Annotated in this window: 16 protein-coding genes; 7 read left to right on the forward strand and 9 right to left on the reverse strand. The window is 63.6% G+C overall.

Features of this window, described 5'->3' with window-relative positions:
• Positions 1 to 75: 75 nt before the first annotated feature.
• A complete protein-coding gene (locus O9K64_RS01320; RefSeq protein ID WP_275096457.1) occupies positions 76 to 2730 on the reverse strand; it encodes a nitrate reductase in 2655 nt (884 codons plus the stop codon).
• A 292-nt stretch (positions 2731 to 3022) separates the two neighbouring features.
• The gene (gene hisC, locus O9K64_RS01325) at positions 3023 to 4081 is read right to left on the reverse strand and encodes a histidinol-phosphate transaminase (protein WP_275096271.1); all 1059 of its coding nucleotides are present in this window, start codon (positions 4079 to 4081) and stop codon (positions 3023 to 3025) included.
• A gap of 290 nt (positions 4082 to 4371) precedes the next feature.
• On the opposite strand from hisC, the gene O9K64_RS01330 reads away from it, so the two are divergent.
• Positions 4372 to 4566, forward strand: coding sequence for a hypothetical protein (locus O9K64_RS01330; protein ID WP_275096272.1), 195 nt, complete (start codon positions 4372 to 4374; stop codon positions 4564 to 4566).
• A gap of 115 nt (positions 4567 to 4681) precedes the next feature.
• Here the strand turns inward: O9K64_RS01330 and O9K64_RS01335 are convergent, their stop codons facing one another.
• Positions 4682 to 4831 carry a hypothetical protein gene (locus O9K64_RS01335; protein ID WP_275096273.1) on the reverse strand — a complete coding sequence of 50 codons (150 nt, stop codon included), beginning with the start codon at positions 4829 to 4831 and terminating at the stop codon, positions 4682 to 4684.
• A 111-nt stretch (positions 4832 to 4942) separates the two neighbouring features.
• On the opposite strand from O9K64_RS01335, the gene O9K64_RS01340 reads away from it, so the two are divergent.
• Both O9K64_RS01340 and O9K64_RS01345 read left to right on the forward strand, forming a co-directional pair.
• The gene (locus O9K64_RS01340) at positions 4943 to 6781 is read left to right on the forward strand and encodes an SLC13 family permease (protein WP_275096274.1); all 1839 of its coding nucleotides are present in this window, start codon (positions 4943 to 4945) and stop codon (positions 6779 to 6781) included.
• A 175-nt stretch (positions 6782 to 6956) separates the two neighbouring features.
• Positions 6957 to 7451 (forward strand): TIGR00645 family protein, encoded by a 495-nt coding sequence (locus tag O9K64_RS01345; RefSeq protein WP_305792993.1) that lies wholly within the window; start codon positions 6957 to 6959, stop codon positions 7449 to 7451.
• Positions 7452 to 7505: 54 nt separating this feature from the next.
• Here the strand turns inward: O9K64_RS01345 and O9K64_RS01350 are convergent, their stop codons facing one another.
• Together O9K64_RS01350 and O9K64_RS01355 are read right to left on the reverse strand one after the other, a co-directional pair.
• Positions 7506 to 8393, reverse strand: a complete 888-nt coding sequence (locus tag O9K64_RS01350; RefSeq protein WP_275096275.1) for an AEC family transporter — start codon at positions 8391 to 8393, stop codon at positions 7506 to 7508.
• Entirely contained in the window at positions 8390 to 9232 is an 843-nt protein-coding gene (locus O9K64_RS01355) for a hypothetical protein (protein ID WP_275096276.1), read from the reverse strand. Before O9K64_RS01355 ends, O9K64_RS01350 begins: the two co-directional genes overlap by 4 nt.
• Positions 9233 to 9774: 542 nt before the next feature.
• Between O9K64_RS01355 and O9K64_RS01360 the strand changes: the two genes are divergently transcribed.
• The 3 genes from O9K64_RS01360 (at position 9775) to O9K64_RS01370 (ending at position 13243) form a co-directional block, all read left to right on the forward strand.
• Entirely contained in the window at positions 9775 to 9972 is a 198-nt protein-coding gene (locus tag O9K64_RS01360) for a zinc-finger domain-containing protein (protein WP_275096277.1), read from the forward strand.
• A 167-nt stretch (positions 9973 to 10139) separates the two neighbouring features.
• On the forward strand, positions 10140 to 10946 hold the full coding sequence (locus O9K64_RS01365) for a CbbQ/NirQ/NorQ/GpvN family protein (protein WP_275096278.1): 807 nt from the start codon (positions 10140 to 10142) through the stop codon (positions 10944 to 10946).
• 41 nt (positions 10947 to 10987) lie between these two features.
• The gene (locus O9K64_RS01370; protein ID WP_275096279.1) at positions 10988 to 13243 is read left to right on the forward strand and encodes a nitric oxide reductase activation protein NorD; all 2256 of its coding nucleotides are present in this window, start codon (positions 10988 to 10990) and stop codon (positions 13241 to 13243) included.
• Positions 13244 to 13553: 310 nt separating this feature from the next.
• Here the strand turns inward: O9K64_RS01370 and O9K64_RS01375 are convergent, their stop codons facing one another.
• From O9K64_RS01375 to O9K64_RS01390, 4 genes are all read right to left on the reverse strand, one after another.
• Positions 13554 to 13799, reverse strand: coding sequence for an EF-hand domain-containing protein (locus tag O9K64_RS01375; protein WP_275096280.1), 246 nt, complete (start codon positions 13797 to 13799; stop codon positions 13554 to 13556).
• Between the two features lie 516 nt (positions 13800 to 14315).
• Positions 14316 to 15710, reverse strand: coding sequence for a sigma 54-interacting transcriptional regulator (locus O9K64_RS01380; protein WP_275096281.1), 1395 nt, complete (start codon positions 15708 to 15710; stop codon positions 14316 to 14318).
• Positions 15697 to 16248, reverse strand: coding sequence for a hypothetical protein (locus tag O9K64_RS01385; protein ID WP_275096282.1), 552 nt, complete (start codon positions 16246 to 16248; stop codon positions 15697 to 15699). Before O9K64_RS01385 ends, O9K64_RS01380 begins: the two co-directional genes overlap by 14 nt.
• Positions 16245 to 17771 (reverse strand): HAMP domain-containing sensor histidine kinase, encoded by a 1527-nt coding sequence (locus tag O9K64_RS01390; protein WP_275096284.1) that lies wholly within the window; start codon positions 17769 to 17771, stop codon positions 16245 to 16247. Before O9K64_RS01390 ends, O9K64_RS01385 begins: the two co-directional genes overlap by 4 nt.
• A 253-nt stretch (positions 17772 to 18024) precedes the next feature.
• Between O9K64_RS01390 and O9K64_RS01395 the strand changes: the two genes are divergently transcribed.
• Positions 18025 to 18375 (forward strand): BON domain-containing protein, encoded by a 351-nt coding sequence (locus tag O9K64_RS01395; RefSeq protein ID WP_275096285.1) that lies wholly within the window; start codon positions 18025 to 18027, stop codon positions 18373 to 18375.
• Positions 18376 to 18412 lie beyond the last annotated feature (37 nt).

Raw genomic sequence — 18412 nt, forward strand, 5'->3', positions numbered from 1 at the left:
AGCTTATGGGGTCGTATGGGGGCCTGCCCCTACCCTCGCACCAATTCAACCTGTTTCCCTGGCCGGCTGCGATTCTCACCCACCCGCCAGCATGGCCCGGATCTCCGGCACGCAGGAGCCACATCCGCTGCCCGCCCTCAGCACTTCCGCAATCGCCTCGACACTGTTCAGCCCCTGGACCCGGATGCCTTCCTGGATACGCTTCTCGCCGATGCTGTGACAGGCGCAGACGATCCGACCCACGTCCGCGCTCTTGTCCGGGGCACGCCCGGAAAGCAGACTGGCCCGCTCCGCCGCATCCAGGGAGGCCTTGGCGAACAGCGCCTCGATCCAGTCACGCGGCGGCAGCTGCAGGTCCGGGCCGATGAACAGGCAGCTCTCCAGGGTATGGTCGACAAAGCGGGCGGCGCGGTAGCGGTTGGCGGCGCGGTCGGAATACTCCATCCAGCCAACCTCGCGGCCCTCGCTGCAGAGATAGGAGCGGGCCATGCCGGCCCAGTCCTCCGGGATCTGGTCGCCGGCCATCTCATAGCGCCAGAAGCCCGCCCCGCGGGAGCGCGCCCAGTAGTCGGCGCCGCCGGGCTGCAGCTGGCGGCGCGAGAACAGGAAACCGTGCCAGGCAAAGCGGCGCTCGGCGACGCGTGCCCGGCCCTGCTTGAACTCGGGCTGGCCGGAGAGCGGGTCGGTGACCCCCGGCAGCAGCGCATTCACCCGCCCGGTGGCGGCAAACTGGCCGTTCCAGTGCATCGGCATGAACAGGCTGCCCGGTCGCTGCGCGGGCGTCACCCGGGCGCGCACCGTGGCGCTGCCGGTGGGGCTCTCGATGCACACCAGCGCCCCCTCGGTCACGGCGTAGCGCGCCGCGTCCTCGGGATGGAGCTCCACATAGGGTTCGATGGTGTGGCTGGCCAGCCGGGGCGAGAGGCCGGTGCGGGTCATGGTGTGCCAATGATCCCGCACCCGGCCGCTGTTGAGCGTCAGCGGGTAGTCCCGATCCGGCAGATGGCGCGGCGCGGCGGGGCTGACCGGCACGAAGCGCGCCCGGCCGTCCGTGGTGAAAAATTCCCCGTCGCCGAACAGGCGCGGGGTACCGGTCGGCGTGGCCGCGGTGAGGGGCCACTGACGCGGGGTCAGTTCCTCGTAGGCGGCGTCACTCAGATCCGCGTAAAGACTGATATCGAAGGCGCGGCGGCCGCCATTCTCCAGCCCCGAGAGGGCCGCGTGTTCACGGAAGATCTCGCCGGGATGCTGGTAGGGGAACTGCCTGGCGTGGCCCAGGCGGTGTGCCACCTGGCTGATGATCCACCAGTCCGGCCGCGCCTCCCCCGGCACTTCGAGAAAGGCGCGCTGGCGCGAGATACGCCGTTCGGAACTGGTGACGGTGCCGCTGCGCTCGCCCCAGGTGGTGGCCGGCAGACGGATGTGCGCCAACTCCATGGTATCGGTGGCGGCCATGCAGTCGGAGACGATGACCAGCTCGCATTGTTTCAGGGCCCGGCGTATGCGATCGGAATCCGGCAGGCTCACCGCCGGATTGGTGGCCATCACCCAGAGCACCCGGATCCGGCCCGCCTCGATGGCATCAAACAGATCGACCGCCTTCAGCCCCTCCTGTCGGGGCATGGCCGGCGCCTCCCAGAAGCGCTTCACCCGCTCCCGGTCGGCCTCGGAGTCGAGCGTCATGTGGGCCGCCAACTGATTGGCCAGTCCGCCCACCTCGCGCCCGCCCATGGCGTTGGGCTGTCCGGTGAGGGAGAAGGGGCCCATGCCGGGACGGCCGATGCGGCCGGTCAGCAGGTGACAATTGATGATTGCATTGATCTTGTCCACGCCGCTGCTGGACTGGTTGATCCCCTGGGAGTAGACCGTGACCACCCGCTCGGTACGGGCAAACAGGCGATAGAAGCGCTCCACCGCCTCCGCTGCCAGCCCGCAGCCACTGGCGACGCGCTCGATATCCGGGGCATCCACCGCCGCCACCGCCAGGGCCGTCTCGCTCTCCCGGGTCGCCTGCTTGACGAACAGCTCGTTGCGCTCCCCCTGGCGGTCCAGATAGACCAGCAGACCATTGAACAGCAGGGCATCGCTGCCGGGACGAATCGCCAGGTGCAGGTCGGAGGTCTCGGCGGTGGGCGTGGCGCGCGGATCGATGGTGACGATCTGCAGATCCGGGTTCTGCTGCTTGCTGGCCATGATGCGCTGGTAGAGCACCGGGTGGCACCAGGCGGCGTTGGAACCGGCCAGCACGATCAACTGGGCCCGTTCCAGATCCTCGTAGCCGCAGGGTACGGCATCCGCGCCGAAGGCGCGCTTGTGCGCCACCACGGCGGAGGACATGCATAGACGCGAGTTGGTATCGATATTGGCCGAGCCGATAAAGCCCTTCATCAGCTTGTTGGCCACGTAGTAGTCTTCCGTCAGTAACTGCCCGGAGACATAGAAGGCGACCGAATCCGGCCCGTGCTCGCGGATCGCCCTCTGCAGGCCGTCGGCGACCTGTTCCAGGGCACTGTCCCAGTCACACTCCCGGCCGTTCACCACCGGTTTCAGCAAGCGGCCCGCCTCGCCCAGGGTTTCGCCCAGGGCGCTCCCCTTGGAGCAGAGCCGGCCGAAATTGGAGGGGTGCTCCGGATCACCGGCAATAGTCACTTCGCCCGCCGCGTCGCGACTGGCGATGACGCCGCAGCCGACGCCGCAATAGGGACAGGTGGTCCTGACTTCCCGGGGCATCGGCGTCAGCTCCCGTGGACAGCGGGGCACGCGCCCCCCTGGAGGACAGGATAAACGGATTCAGCGATGAACAGACCAACCAATGACATGGGACAAACCTCCTGCTGATAAAACGCAGTCAGCAAGGAGTGTGCCAGGGATAAAAATATGCGCCGCCAGCGCCACCCGCGGACATCACGTCACCTGAACGGGGCGGCGAAGCCATCCACCCTGGTGCAGACTTGCACTATCGCGGTGCTTGTCCCTGGCGGTGGCGGGGTTGTAGGACGGAGCGCCAGTATCCGGTCGCGACTTATGCAAGAATGGCGTTCAGGGCCTCACACAGGCGGAGGGTCTGTTGATCCGTACCGATGGTGATACGCAGGAACTGCTCGATCCGCGGCTGGTTGAAGTGACGCACGATGATGGAGCGTTCCCGTAGCCGGGCCGCCAGCTCCCCGGCATCTCGCCCGGGGTGACGCACAAACAGGAAATTGGCGGCCGAAGGCAGCACCTCGAAACCCAGCTCCGTCAGGCGCCCCGCCAGTTGCTCGCGGGTGGCGATCACCCGTTGGCAGGTGGCATTAAAATAGTCCCTGTCCTGAATCGCGGCGACCGCGCCGCTGATGGCGAAACGGTCCAGCGGGTAGGAGTTGAAGCTGTCCTTGACCCGCTCCAGGGCCTCGATCAACTCCGCATGTCCGACCGCGAAACCGACCCGCAGGCCGGCCAGGGAGCGCGACTTGGAGAGGGTCTGGATCACCAGCAGGTTGGGGTAGTCATCCACCAGGGGGATGGCCGACGCGCCGCCGAAATCGATATAGGCCTCATCCACCACCACCACCGAATCGGGGTTGTCGTCGAGGATCGCGCGGATGGCCGTCAGCGGCAGCAGCCGGCCGGTGGGGGCGTTCGGATTGGGGAAGATGATGCCGCCGTTGGCGATCCGGTAATCGGCCGGGTCGATGGTGAAATCCTCGCGCAGCGGCACCAGGGTGAAGTCGATCCCGTAGAGGCCGCAATAGACCGGATAGAAGCTGTAGGAGATATCCGGAAACAGCAACGGCCGCTCGTGCTTCAGCAGTGCCTGGAAGCAGTGCGCCAGCACCTCGTCGGAACCGTTGCCGACGAACACCTGGGCCGCGGCAACACCGTGAAAATCGGCAATCGCCTGTTTCAGCCGCCCGGCGTTTGGATCGGGATAGAGCCGCAGGCTCTCCGCCGCCTCCGCCGCCATCGCCTGCAGTGCCCGGGGCGAGGGTGGATAGGGGTTCTCGTTGGTGTTGAGCTTGACCAGGTCGGTCTGTTTGGGCTGCTCACCCGGGACATAGGGGGTGAGGGTGTGAACAACCGGACTCCAGTAACGATTCATAACAGACCTGATGCCATCGCGTGTTGATATACCTGCTCTGTCAAGGTGGTATTGACGGAGTATCCAAGCCGCAGATCATACCGCTAACCGGACGGCGTTCCCATAGTCAGCCGCGCCCTCCATCGTCAACCGCGGGAACCGCCCGCCTCGGCTGATCCGCGCCGCCCTCGGGAACCCGGAAGACCGGATCATCGCCAGTCAAAAACCACACTTAAAATAATTATTACAAATATCTTGCAATAGCATGATATTGCGTTACTTTTAACTTATACCAACAAGGAGGCTACGCAATGTTGACGAAACTGGATATAAATATCTGCCACCGCTGTCCACACGAACTGGTCACCGGCGTGGCCTGCGACTGGCGCCCCATGGACGAGTGCCCCTATATTCAACCCGACGAACCGAAAAAAACGCGCTTCAGACTGCAGCTGGTGCCGCTGCCACTCTCCAGCGAGACCGACGCCATCCGCAGTATCGACTGACAACGGGCGGCCCACTCCACGACCCACCGCCTGCGTTGCACGGGCAGGCGGGGGCTGCCGGATGCCCCCCGGCGATCAAATCCAACAGGATCCAGGACAGGAGACCCACACCGGGCTACACCCAGGAGTGGGTGGTGATCTCGTTCAGCCACAGCGCCAGCTGACTCACCCGGGCGGCGTCGCCGCTCATCTCCCCCGCGCCCTTGACGGTCTGCTCCACCACCACCTGGATGGCGAGAATATGCTGGTTGATATCGTCGGTCACCGCCGACTGTTCCCCGTAGCGTTCAGCAGGTCGACGGTTTATCGTTATACTGTTAGCTCTTGTGCCTGCACCAGCGGCGCGTACCCACGGACACAGTGATATTTTCTGCCCATGCTGCCACCGCTACCCGACCTGCACGCCATTGCCGTTCTGCTACTGATTGTCATCGCCCTCTACCTGTTCACCCGGGACAACATCCCCCTGGAGACCTCGTCCCTGCTGATCCTGGTCACCCTGATCGTCGGCTTCGAGGCCTTTCCCTACACCCGCGACGGCATCACCCTGCAGCCGGGCGATTTTTTCAGCGGGTTCGGCAATCAGGCGCTGGTGGCCATCTGCGCCCTGATGATTGTCGGCAAGGGGTTGGAGACCACCGGGGCGCTGCGTCCGCTGGCCCTTCTGCTTTCCAAACTCTGGGCCACCCGGCCCCTGCTCTCGTTTCTGCTCACCCTGCTGTGCGCGGCCATCCTCAGCGCCTTCCTCAACAACACCCCGATCGTGGTGATGCTGCTGCCCATCCTGATCGGCGTCTCGATCCGCAACAAACACCCCTCCTCGGGGATATTGCTGCCGATGGGCCTGGCCACCCTGGTGGGGGGCATGGCCACCACCATCGGCACCTCCACCAATCTGCTGGTAGTGGGGATTGCCGCAGATCTGGGCCTGCGCAAATTCGGCATGTTCGATTTTGCCCTGCCGGTGGTGGTGGCCGGCAGTTTTGGCCTGCTCTATCTCTGGCTGCTGGCGCCGCGCCTGCTGCCCCCGCGTCAGGCGCTGCTCTCCGATACCTCGCCCCGGGTGTTCGACGCCCTCCTCTACGTCAACCAGGAGAGTTTCGCCAACGGCAAGACCCTGGCCGAGATACTGGAGAAGACCGACCGACGCATGAAGGTGGACAAGATTCATCGCGGCATAGGGCTCAACGTCACCCGCCTGCCGACCGCGGAACTGCGCGAGGGGGATCGGCTGCTGGTAAGCGACACACCGGAAGCGTTGAAGGAGTACGAGCAGTTGCTGGGGGCCACCCTGTACAACACCACCGATATCGAGAACCCGATCGATGAGGCGCATCCGCTCTCCTCCGAAGGACAGCTGCTGGCCGAGGTGGTGGTCACGGAGGGCTCACCGTTGCATCACCGCACGCTCAAGGAGCTGCGCTTCGCCGAGCACAATAACGTGGTGATCCTGGCGATTCACCGGTCCCACGCCCAGGGCCGGCAGGTCATCAAGAGCGAGATGCGGGATGTCCGCCTGGAGAACGGTGATGTGCTGCTGATGCAGGGCGCGGCGGAACATATCAACGCGCTGAAAAGCAGCGGCAAACTGCTGGTGCTGGACGCCACGGTCTACCTGCCCGAGACCCGTCGCGCGCCGCTGGCGCTGCTGATCATGGCGGCGGTGGTGGCCCTGGCCGCCACCGGCGTGCTGCCGATCGCCACCAGCGCCCTGTGTGGTGTCGGGGTGATGCTGCTGACCCGCTGCCTGGACTGGGAGGATGCCGCCAACGCCCTGAGTACCCGGGTGATCCTGATCGTGGTGGTTAGCCTGGCGCTGGGCCTGGCGCTGATGCGCACCGGCGGCGCCGAGTACCTGGCGGGCCTCTACGTGACGCTCGCCGCCGGACTGCCGGTCAGCGCGGTGCTGGGCGGCCTGATGCTGCTGATCGCGGTACTCACCAACATAGTATCCAACAACGCGGCGGCGGTGATCGGCACCCCCATCGCCATCAGCATCGCCACCCAGTTGGGGCTGCCGGCGGAACCCGTCGTGCTGGCGGTGTTGTTCGGCGCCAACATGAGCTATGCCACCCCCATAGGTTACAAGACCAACCTGCTGATCTTCAGCGCCGGCGGCTACAAGTTCAGCGACTTTCTCCGCGCCGGCATCCCCCTCACCCTGATCATGTGGCTGGGGCTGCTGAGCATGCTGATGATGATGTATGACCTTTAAAAAAAACCCGCCGCCCCCATGTTGGGGCGAGCCGAGTGACCACAAAGAATCATTTAATCGCGAAATGTTGTCATCCAGTTATTGACCGTTTTTTCGTGTATTTCGCGCGTTTCGCGCGTTTCGCGGTTACAAATAATCTTTAAATTCCAAATTCATTCAAACTGAAGGATGATCCATGATTGAAAAGAGCCTCGAACGGTCGATGTATGCGATGCGCTGGGTACTGGCCCCGATCTACCTGGGCCTGAGCCTGGCGCTGGTGGCCCTCGGCGTGAAATTTTTCCAGGAGGTGCTGCACCTGGTGCCGATTATCTTCTCGGTGACCGAGACCGACCTGGTGCTGGTGGTGCTCTCCCTGATCGACATGGCGCTGGTGGGCGGCCTGATCGTGATGGTGATGTTCTCCGGTTACGAGAATTTCGTCTCGCAGCTGGATGTTTCGGAGAATACCGAAAAACTCTCCTGGCTGGGCAAGCTCGACACCAGCAGCCTGAAGAACAAGGTGGCCGCCTCGATCGTGGCGATCTCCTCCATCCACCTGCTGAAGATCTTCATGAACGCGGTCAATATCGCGGACAACAAGCTGCTCTGGTATGTAATCATCCATCTCACCTTCGTCGCCTCGGCCGTGGCCATGGGCCTGCTGGACACCAAGACCCGGCACCACTGATCAGCCCGCCGCCCGCCGGCCCCTCCGCGCAACGGAGGGGACCGGCCATTACGACTAGGCGGCAGCCCCGGCCAGACCCAGGGACAGACCCAGCGGCACGAACAGCAGGCTGAGCAGATGCCCCACCACCACGATCGCCGCCACCTGCTCCGGGTCGCGCCGATACGTTTCCCCCAGCAGATGATGCACCACCGCCGGCGGCAATACGGCAAACAGTAACAACAGGGCCTGATGGTTCGCCGTCACCGGTATCCAGGGGATGAGCAGTCCGGCGACCACCAGCCCGGAGAGCGGACAGATCAGGGCACCGGCCAGCCCGACCCGCAGATCGGCGCGCCGCCCCCCGGTCATGCGTACCCCCAGGGTGAACAGCATCAGCGGCAGGGCCACATCCCCCAGCAGTCGCGCCGGCAACATCACCAGCTCCGGCACGGGCAGCGCCAGCACGCCGCACCCCATGCCGAGAAAGGTCGCCAGCACCACCGGTGACCAGAGGATCCGCCGCCACGGCACATCGCGCCCGATCAGATAGGCCCCGAGGGTAAAGAACAGCAGGTTGGTGGTGACGAACAGCAGCATGGCATTGGCGAACTCCGACTCACCGAATGCCAGCAACGCCAGGGGCAGACCCAGGGTACCGCTGTTGCTGAACATCATCGGCGGACAGAAGGTCTTGGCATCCACCACCAGCCAACGCGCCAGCGGCAGGGCGACAAGGCCCGAACCGATCACGATGATCGCGGTCGCCAGGATCAGCCAGCCATCCAGCCGGGCGTCAAACTGCCGGCTGGCCAGCGCGGAAAAGATCAGCGCCGGCAGAAAGATGTCGGTATTGACCCGGTTGATGGCGGTGACCTCCGTGCCGACCCTGCGGGCATAGAAATACCCCACCAACGCCACCACAATCACCGGCACCACGGTCAGCAAAACCTGGCCGATCATGACCACCTCCCCACCGTGGCCGGCCGCGTCCGGTCGTGGCCGGCAACGCTTTGGATCAGCGCCACCGCCGCCTGGACGGTCATGCCGCGCCGCCAGCCCGCCAGGCATGCCGTCCGGTTCAGGAAGGAGAGCCTGCCGCTCTCCCAGAGCGAGGCGGCATCCCCGATCCGGGCACTGCGATAGTCCACCGCCGCGGCCGCGATAGCGTACCGGTCGAGCACCGGCAGGCGACTGATCCCCTCGGGCTCACCCTGGCAACCGGCGTCATGAAAGAGTGCCGCGCGGGCCGCCGCACCCAGGGCCGTCCAGGGTTCCGGCGCATGCATCGCGGCATGGGAACCGACCACCAGTACGGCGCCCGCATCCTCGGGACGGACCAGGCAGACCGAATCACAGCCGATGACGGCCGGCCGCTGATCCGGTGAACCCAGGCGCAGTCGCCGCTCACTGCAATGGGGCAGCACCTCATGTGCCGGAGCGGCGCCACACAGCTTTTCCGCCGCCAGCCGGCAGGGATCGCCCGGCCGCACTCCGGCCGCCTCCGCCTGGCGGTTCACATAGGAGATGACCCCCCGGGCCAGGCTCTGCTCGCCCTGCCCCATGGCCACCGATGCACGGGCCACCGTGGCGGCCGCCATACCGATACCCTCCAGCAGGGGGAGTGAGGCGATGCCGGCATTATCCTTGCCCACCCCGGCATCGTTCAGGATCACCGCATGCACGCCGGCCTGTGCCGCCAGCACGCCGGCGATGCGGCCGCCGTGGGAGCCGGCCACCACCACCTGACCCCGGTGTCTTGTATCCAGTACGGTCACACTGTTGGTCGTCAGAATCTTCATATACATTTCCTCACTGAGAAAATGCCGCTGCGACTCAACAGCACCGAATGAGACCGACTTCCGACCCGCACCCGGCGCCGCCCTGTGACCGACCACACGTTGGGAGTCCTGTGTTGACGCCGTCTCTGCGCTGACGAAATGAACAGACCCACGTCAGCGATCAATGCCCTCCTTCTGATCGCAGACAGCGGGAAAACCCACAACATCCGTGATAGCGGGAAAAACAGATCTGTTTCGCGAAGAAGTGTGCCCCCTGGGGATCCCGCCCGTTGTGCCTGGGGTCACGAATCATGACTTTAGTTCATTTTGGCGTTGGGCGGCACCAGCGCCGCCGGGCGGGATGGCAGCGGCGCCATGATCTTGATTTGTTCGGGGGCAGCAGTTACCTTCTCAAGCTTCGGAGTTCAAAAGGTATTCAAGGCGGGCCGCCCGGTGTCTGGAACTGAACCCCGAAACTTGAGTTACCTTGAGCTTCCCGGACGCATGGCAGCGCGCTGACGGGAGCACGGTTTTCGGAACCCAACAAAGTTAATGGAGAAAAAATGACCCAGCCGGAAACGCCAATGGATGCGCTATCGCCCCCCGTCATCAAGGTGACCCGACGTGATCTGCCCGTCAGCTGTCCGCCCAGGGACCAGCCGACCGCCGGTCTGCATCCACGGGTCTACATCCCGTTGGAACGGGTCGGTGACGAAATCAACTGCCCTTACTGCGGCACCCGCTATCGGCTGGTGGAGTAGGCCGAGCCAGCGGGAGTAGGAAATAGCCCATGGATCATCATTAATCCTAATGCCAAGCAAGCGACTCATAAATATTGTTTTATGGAGCTGATCAGCAAAAACTATTTCTACTGCGCCTGAATACCTACTACCCTGCCAGGTAATCTTGGAAGCCTGACGGGGCCCGCATGACAACGCACAGCGAACAGTACCGGATAGAACAGGAGCCGTTTTACCAGCCACAGGGCGATGAGATCGCCCTCTATCAGGCCGCCTACCAGGCTCGCTTGCCGGTGATGATCAAGGGACCGACCGGCTGCGGCAAGTCGCGCTTCGTCGAACACATGGCGTGGCGGCTGCAGCGGCCGCTGATCACCGTGGCCTGCAACGAGGACATGACCGCCTCCGACCTGGTGGGGCGCTATCTGCTGGATGCCGACGGTACCCGCTGGCTGGACGGCCCGCTCACCGTGGCGGCGCGCATCGGCGCCATCTGCTACCTGGACGAGGTGGTGGAAGCGCGCCAGGACACCACCGTGGTGATCCACCCCCTGACCGACCATCGCCGCACCCTGCCGCTGGACAAGAAGGGCGAGGTGGTCGCCGCCCACCCCGATTTTCAGCTGGTAATCTCCTACAACCCCGGCTACCAGAGCCTGATGAAGGACCTGAAGCAGTCCACCAAGCAGCGCTTTGCCGCGCTCGACTTCGACTACGCACCGGAAACCCTGGAGGTTGAAATCATCTGCCGGGAGACCGGCATCGACAGCGACACCGCCGGCAAGCTGGTCAGGGTCGGCCACACCGCGCGCCACCTCAAGGGCCACGGGCTGGACGAGGGTATCTCCACCCGCCTGCTGGTGTACGGCGCCGAGCTGATCAATCAGGGGATTGCGCCGGGCGCCGCCTGCCGCATGGCGCTGGTACGCCCGATTACCGACGATGCCGATATCCGGGCCACCCTGGATCACGCCATCGATGCCCTGTTTGCCTGACGGCCGGCCGGGCATGTGCACCATCCAGCGGGAGGCGCGCCGTGAGCATTGAGGCATCCGCCCTGCAGGCCTATCGCGAACAGCTGACCTGCAACTTCCAGCAGTTGGACCTGGTGTTCCCCGACTGCATGGAGGAGGCCGCGGCCAGCCTGAGCGAGGCCGGCATCAAGAGCTACCTGGAGGGGGCCTCCCTGGTGTGCATGATCGGCCGTGGCTTCGAGCCGGTGCTGGTCTACCTGGAGGAGATGCCGCAGGTGGCGGCGCGGCTGGGCGAGCCGGTGCTGGGGCTGGTCTCCCAGAGCGTCTGGAAACTCTCCCGCACCCCCAACGGGGCCAGCATCCTGCCGTTTCTGCAGAGCCTGCCGGAGGCGGCGCGCCGGCTCGGTAGCGAGGCGCAACTGGTGCGCTATATCGATATCCTGCTGGAGATGCTGGAGCGTACCAGCGGCTCCATCCACGGCCGGCAGGCCACCATCCCCAGCCCCGCTGCCAAGGAGTACCTGGAGCGGATGCCTTACCTGCTGAACCAGCTGTCGCTGGAGGGGATGCGCCGCTGGACCGAGTACGGCATCCGCAACTATTCGAACCATCCCGAGCGGCAGAAGGACTTCTTCAGCCTGCAGTCGGCCGACAGCCGTGCCATGCTGCAGCGCGAGCGCCACGGCACCCTGTTCGCCGACCATGAGCGTCAGCTCGATCTCTACCTGCGCGCCCTGTGGCGGGACCAGGACCATCTGGTTCCCTACTCCACCGCCTTCGACGAGCTGCGCAAGCCGATCCCCTATTATGACTCCCTCGGCATCCGCCTGCCGGACGTGTTCGACGACACCGCGGACGGTGTCCGCGGTATCGACCGCTACCGCGCGGTGCTGGCCCACATCGCCGCCCACCGGCGCTGGAGCCACTTCATCTTCGCCGACAACTTCAGTCCGTTCCAGCGCATCGCCATCGAGCTGCTGGAGGACTCGCGGGTGGAGTACCTGGCGATACAGCAGTACCCCGGCCTGCGCCGCCTGTGGCTGGCGCTGCACCCGGTCCCGGTGGAGGGCGAGTGCGATCCCGGGAAGGAGTCCTGCATCCGCCACCGCCTGGCCATGCTCTCCTACGCCATCCTCAATCCACGGCACGGCTATCGCAATGCGGACATCCTGCAGGCGGTAGAGCAGTTCCATGAACTGATGCAGGCCGGCGATACCACGACCCAGGCCATCGTGCCGCTGGCGATCTCGTATATCGCCCGCACCCGGATACAGAACGACCAGGCACCCAACGTCTACTTCAAGAACACCGTGGTGGAATACCGCGACGATAACCGCCACTTGTGGAAGTTCATCGAGGAGGGGGACGAGGAGGAGCAGTTCGAGGTGCAGCGCAAGAAGATCGAGCAGGAGCCGCTGCACGCCCTGCCGCCGCGCCACTATCCCGAGTGGGACTATCAGACCCAGACCTACCGGCCCGACTGGGTCAGCCTGTATGAGTCGCTGCACCCGCCGGGTGATCCCAAGTTGATCGATGCGCTGCTGACCAAACACAGCGCCCTGGCCAAACAGCTGGAGCGGATGCTCGACCTGCTGAAGCCGCAGCGCTACGTGCGTGTGCGCTACCAGGAAGAGGGCAGCGAACTGGACCTGGATGTGGCGATCCGTTCCCTGGTCGATTTCAAGGGTGGGGCCACCCCGGACACCCGCATCAACATGAGCCACCGCCACGACGGTCGTGACATCGCGGTGATGCTGCTGCTGGATCTCTCCCAGTCGCTGCACCAGGTGCCGGCCGGGTGCGAACAGAGCATCCTGGAACTGAGCCGTGAGGCGGTGGCGCTGCTGGCCTGGGCCATCGACCGGCTGGGTGACAGCTTCGCCATCGCCGGGTTCTCCTCCAACACCCGGCACGAGGTGCGCTACCAGCATATCAAGGGCTACAGCGAGGGCTGGAACGACGAGGTGAAGGCGCGGCTGGCGGCCATGGAGGCCGGCTACTCGACCCGTATGGGAGCGGCCATGCGCCACGCCGGCCACTACCTGGGGAAGCGTACCGCGGAGAAAAAACTGCTGCTGATCCTCACCGACGGGGAACCGTCCGATATCGACGTTGCGGATGAACGGCTGCTGATCGAGGATGCCCGCAAGGCAGTGCAGGAGCTGGACCGGGAGAACATCTACACCTACTGCATCAATCTCGATCCCCAGGCCGACGATTATGTGAGCGACATCTTCGGCAAGCAGTACAGCGTCATCGACCGGGTGGAGAAGTTGCCGTCCAAGCTGCCGGAGCTGTTCCTCTCCCTGACCCGCTGAGCCACCGTACCGGGATGTGTTGCGTAGGTGTCGGAGTCAAACCGTGCACTCCCGGGAGGACCGATTCCACGACCGGGGTCGGTTTGACTCCGACACCTGGATGTGGGCAGGCGCTGAAAAAGGGGCCGGATTCGAGGAGACAAGCCATCGCGTGAGGCCGACAAGGCAGGCCAATCACCGCATGAGTAGTTACCTCTTGGAACAATAAAAAAACCGGACCTCGACGGGAGCTACCCGAGCGGGGTCCGGCTTACGGCGTAACCGTCACCACAGGAGGGAGTACTGCCCTGTGCTGCGCATCCGGAATGGATCAGTTAGCCGGGGCCTTGGTCTCAACCGCCACGAAGCTGGCGAATTCCGCCGCATCGAGCTGGCCGTCACTATTCAGATCCAGCGTAGCCCACTGCTCGATCAGACCCGGGATGGCCTTCGCCTCTTCCTTGCTCAGGGTACCGTTGTTATCGGTATCCAGGGCAACATCGGTCTGGCTCTCTGCAGCAATCACGGCAGCGGCAGCCAGGGCGGCAAACAGGACAGTCATAATCTTCTTAGTCATAGAAACTCCGTTCGAATAATGATTGTAAGGTTCCGCTGACTGCTTGTTGCATTCAGCTGGGCAGCCCTTTGCAAACCCGGTGCCATATTTAATATTTCGATACAAAACAACATGTTATTGAGAACCATTGGGTACAACAGAAAGCCTGACTCAGGGGGCTGTCGTGAATCGGAGACAGGGCTGGAGGAGTCGGGAGTTAAGTGCTTGATTAGCCTCGATGGTCGCTGTTGCCGATTGGCAACAGGGGGATTTCGGCGTACGGCCGAATGTCGGTCGCCATGCCTTGTTGCCGTATCCACATAGGCATAAAAAACGCGTATCACCTACTGGCTCTAAACGGTGGAATCCACCACCTGTAGGAGGCCCGCCCCGGGCCGATATCGCGGCGAGGCGCCGCTCCTACGGCGGGGGAAATGACAGGCAGGGGGGCGTGACAGTTGTAGGGTGGATGCGCTGTCGCTTATCCACCCTACGAAACCGAAGCAGTTTCACCCGGCAATATTAAATTGGAAGACGCTAATCGGCCGCCGAATCCGGCTTGAACTGCGCCGGCTCCAGGTGATGGCGCTTGAGCAGCTTGTAGAACTCGGTGCGGTTGCGCTTGGCCAGCCGCGCCGCCTGGCTGACATTGCCATTGACCCGCTGCAGCAGTTCCACCAGGTAATCCCGCTCAAACTGCTCGCGCGCCTCCTGGAAGCCCGGCATCAGCGACGTCTTCTCCCGGAGCGCCTTCTCCACCTGCATCACCGTTATGATCGGGGTGGTGGAGAGCGCGGTCAGCTGTTCCACCACATTCTGTAGCTGGCGCACATTGCCCGGCCAGTCATACTGTACCAGGGCATCCAGGGCCTCGGCCGAAAACCCCTTGACCCGGCTGGCGTAACGGGGACTGAGGCGGGTCAGAAAGTGGTTGGCCAGCAACGGGATATCCTCGCGCCGTTCACTCAGGGAGGGCAGACGCAGGGTCACCACATTGAGCCGGTAATAGAGGTCCTGGCGAAACTTACCCGCCTCCACCAGCGCCTCCAGGTCATGGTGGCTGGCCGAGATGATGCGCACGTCCACCGGGATATCCTGATTCGCGCCCACCGGCCGGATACGCTGTTCCTGCAGGGCGCGCAGCAATTTCACCTGGAACATCGGCGGCATGTCGCCGATCTCATCCAGAAACAGGGTACCGCTATCGGCACTGCGAAACAGGCCATCGCGGGACGAGACGGCGCCACTGAAGGCGCCCCGCACATGCCCGAACAGTTCCGATTCCAGCAGCTCCCCGGGGATGGCGCTGCAGTTGACCGCCACGAAGGGCGCCGCCTGGCGTGGGCTGACACGATGCACGGCACGGGCGATCAGCTCCTTGCCGGTGCCGCTCTCACCATGAATAAACAGACTGGCATCCCCCTGGGCAACCCGCTGCACCTCCAGCAACAGCTGCTCCATGGCCTGGCTGCGGGTGATGATTTCGGCCCGCCAATCCTCTTCTTCCGCCCCTTCGGCATCACCCTGCGGGCAGCCGCCCAGGCGCAGCGCCTGCTCCACCTGGGCAATCAGCTCCTTGCTGTCGAAAGGCTTGGTGATAAAGCCGAACACCCCCTGACGGGTGGCGGCCACCGCCTCGGCGATGGTGCCGTGGGCGGTGAGTATGATCACCGGTAACAGGGGATACTGCTGCTGCAGATAACGGAACAGGGCGAGACCGTCCATCTCCCCCATGCGCAGATCCGTCACCACCAGGTGGGGCTTGAACCGGGACACCAGTGCGACCGCCTGCTCGCCACTGTCCGCGGACTCAACCGACAGCCCGATCGCCGTCAGGCGCAGGGAGAGCAGTCGCAACAGACTCGGGTCATCGTCGACCAACAGTACCCGCTGGTTCTGCGACCAGACGTTTCGTGCATTACTTTTTTTCATCAAGCCGCTTATTGATACTGGTCTCGATACGTTTCAGGTCGCGTAGCTGGTTCTCCAGCAGGCGCCGGGACTCGGTCAGCTGCACGATCCTGCCCTTAAGCTTGCGCTGTTCCGCTATCGCCTCCTGCAGCTGTTGCCGCTGCTGTTGCTGGCGCCGTAACAGGCTGATCTGATAATAGGCCAGCCAGCCCTCTTCGTGGGAGATGTTGCGCTGGCCCAGCACCCGGTTGATCAGGGCGATCGCCTCTTCAGGTTCTCCGCACCCCTCGACCTGGGTGATGGCGGTGGCCAGGTACCAGCCGGGCCAGATGTCTCCATCCGGCTCCAGTGCCTGCCGCAACTCCTCACAGAGCGCCAGTTGGTCCCGGGGCGCATGGGCCTGGAAACGGGAGGAGAAATCGAACAGACCCTGCAGCCCCTCGCCCGCCGGGGCCACCACCACCGCACGCGGCTCCAGCGAAAGGTCATCACCGCGACTCGGTGGCTGCTGGCAACCGGACAGCAGCACCAGTAGACAGACCCATACGCTACGCTTCATTGGGTCACCTCCGGAAGCTGCTCCTGGTCCAGCGGCAACTCCAGCCTGATGCGGGCTCCGGTGTATTCACCCGCCACCGGTAACAGGGAGATCCTGCCGTGATGCCGCTGGATGGTATCATTCACCAGCGCCAGGCCGAGGCCGGAACCCTTGACGCCGGATCGGCTGCTGCCTTTTCCCTGATAAAACTCCTGAAAAACATGGGGCTGATCTTCCGCTGATATCCCTTCTCCCTGATCTTCTATCAGCAGGCAGGCGAATCCCTGCTGCACCGACAGGGAGAGGCGGATCCGCCCGCCATCCGGGGAAAACTTGATTGCATTGCTCAATAGATTACCCAACATCATCCTGATCGCCTCCCGGTCGCCCTGTATGGAGAGGGAGACCAATTCATCCATTATCACCAAGCGCTTGCTTCTGACCAGCAGACGGTAATCCGCCAGTACCTTCCTGAGCAGCAGCGCCAGATCGAACTCACTCAATTCCGCCAGGGTGCGTCGGGTAGCCAGGCGCTGATACTCCAACAGGTTTTCCACCAGGCCATTCAGCTGCAGCGCGCTGATGGTCATCAGTTGGACGATTTCCCGCTGCTCCTGGTTCAGCTCGCCCACCACCTGATCCGCCAGCAGGTCGGCACCCTCGCGCAGGGTGGCCAGCGGGGTCTTCAGTTCATGGGAAATATTGCGGATAAACCGCTGCTTTTCTCCTTCGAGCGCCATCAACCGCTGGCGCATCCAGTCCAGGTGACGCCCCAGGTCTACCAGATCACGCGGCCCCTGGATTACGATGGGGCGGTCGAACCGCCCGGCACCCAGTTCGCTGATCACCCGTTCGATACGCTGGATCGGACGGGTCAGCAGATAGACGAACAGCAGGCCCAGAATCAGCGCCAGCGGCACTGCCAACGCCGCCCACAACAGCATGGCACGGCGCACCCGGTCCGCCTCCCGGGCCAGCGCCTCCGCCTCGACTCCGACCTGCCTGCCACCGATCTGCAACAGCGCGCGAGCCTGCAGCGTCAGGGTCACATAACCCTGCAGATCCTCCTCGGTCAGGCCGACGTCACCGCGATCGAGTCGGCTCTGAATGTGCTTATACAACTGCTCTTCGGCAGCCGCCACCCCCTCCAGCGGGATGCGCAGAGCATCCGCCAGGCGATAGAACCGCAACCCCTGGGCTACCGAAATAAAGGCATGGTGATGCTGCCGATAGACCGACAGCAGCTCCGGGTCCTTGAGTACCTGGTATTGACGGATGCTGCGCTCCATGGAGACCAGACGCTCCAGCAGCGTGCGGCCGCCCTCATTGGCCCTGACCGTCTGGAACAGCACCTGCTGGCTCTGCTCCGTATACTTACTCATCGACAACAGTCCCGAAATCAGCGCCATCACCAGCGGCAGGGTCACCAACAGGAAACCGATCAGCGACCAGTGATAGAGCGACCCGTGATAGAGCGACCCGGTGGAAGTACGCCGCTCCGCCGTTGAGACAGGGGCGGAGGCCATCGACTCAACGTCCGTCATCACATTGGCTCATTTCCACAACTGAGTGGTCGCTTGTCTGAATGGTGCAGCGCATTCAAAGGAACTCCCTGTCATCCCTGCCGTCTTTGGGCCCGCGCAAGGTAAAATCGCAGTAGCATAGGGAATAATCAACTGTCTGAGTATAGAGCAGTTCGCAGAACCGACTATTGCCGGGACCAGTGAATCAGCGTAGATATGAAATTGCGAGTCTGTTCACTATCCGTAGTACCGGCATATGGGGTAAAACAGTGGCATGAATAGAAGTATAACCCTTTTACTGGGAGCGGTCGGGTTTGCGGTGATACTTGCGCTGGCCGTCTATCACGGTAGCGGGAAGATTGAACGGGACCTGACGCAACGCGGGGAAGCCGTTTTATCGGAGAAGCAGCTGTCGTGGGTCAGCCTGGAGGCCGAGGGGCGCAACCTGTGGCTGCGCGGTGAGGCGCCTTCGGAGCAGGAGGCCGACCAGGCATTGCAGTTGATGCAAGCGCTGGACGGCGTCAACCGGGTAATTGATGAGTTCGCCATCCTGTCCACCACGGACGCCCCCGCGGACAAACCGGCCAGCGGCGACCCCTGGTCCTCCACCATCAAAGAACGTTGATGCCGGGATGGGGTAGAATCGGGACAGGCGGCAACAC

Source organism: Sedimenticola hydrogenitrophicus, assembly GCF_029017505.1.
Classification (GTDB): domain Bacteria; phylum Pseudomonadota; class Gammaproteobacteria; order Chromatiales; family Chromatiaceae; genus Sedimenticola; species Sedimenticola hydrogenitrophicus_A.

Bases quoted from the DNA above. Each gene is read 5' to 3' on its own strand.
- O9K64_RS01320 (WP_275096457.1), bottom strand. From the start codon at position 2,730: ATGCCCCGGGAAGTCAGGACCACCTGTCCCTATTGCGGCGTCGGCTGC.
- hisC (WP_275096271.1), bottom strand. From the start codon at position 4,081: ATGAATCGTTACTGGAGTCCGGTTGTTCACACCCTCACCCCCTATGTC.
- O9K64_RS01330 (WP_275096272.1), top strand. From the start codon at position 4,372: ATGTTGACGAAACTGGATATAAATATCTGCCACCGCTGTCCACACGAA.
- O9K64_RS01340 (WP_275096274.1), top strand. From the start codon at position 4,943: ATGCTGCCACCGCTACCCGACCTGCACGCCATTGCCGTTCTGCTACTG.
- O9K64_RS01345 (WP_305792993.1), top strand. From the start codon at position 6,957: ATGATTGAAAAGAGCCTCGAACGGTCGATGTATGCGATGCGCTGGGTA.
- O9K64_RS01350 (WP_275096275.1), bottom strand. From the start codon at position 8,393: ATGATCGGCCAGGTTTTGCTGACCGTGGTGCCGGTGATTGTGGTGGCG.
- O9K64_RS01355 (WP_275096276.1), bottom strand. From the start codon at position 9,232: ATGAAGATTCTGACGACCAACAGTGTGACCGTACTGGATACAAGACAC.
- O9K64_RS01360 (WP_275096277.1), top strand. From the start codon at position 9,775: ATGACCCAGCCGGAAACGCCAATGGATGCGCTATCGCCCCCCGTCATC.
- O9K64_RS01365 (WP_275096278.1), top strand. From the start codon at position 10,140: ATGACAACGCACAGCGAACAGTACCGGATAGAACAGGAGCCGTTTTAC.
- O9K64_RS01375 (WP_275096280.1), bottom strand. From the start codon at position 13,799: ATGACTAAGAAGATTATGACTGTCCTGTTTGCCGCCCTGGCTGCCGCT.
- O9K64_RS01380 (WP_275096281.1), bottom strand. From the start codon at position 15,710: ATGAAAAAAAGTAATGCACGAAACGTCTGGTCGCAGAACCAGCGGGTA.
- O9K64_RS01385 (WP_275096282.1), bottom strand. From the start codon at position 16,248: ATGAAGCGTAGCGTATGGGTCTGTCTACTGGTGCTGCTGTCCGGTTGC.
- O9K64_RS01390 (WP_275096284.1), bottom strand. From the start codon at position 17,771: ATGACGGACGTTGAGTCGATGGCCTCCGCCCCTGTCTCAACGGCGGAG.
- O9K64_RS01395 (WP_275096285.1), top strand. From the start codon at position 18,025: ATGAATAGAAGTATAACCCTTTTACTGGGAGCGGTCGGGTTTGCGGTG.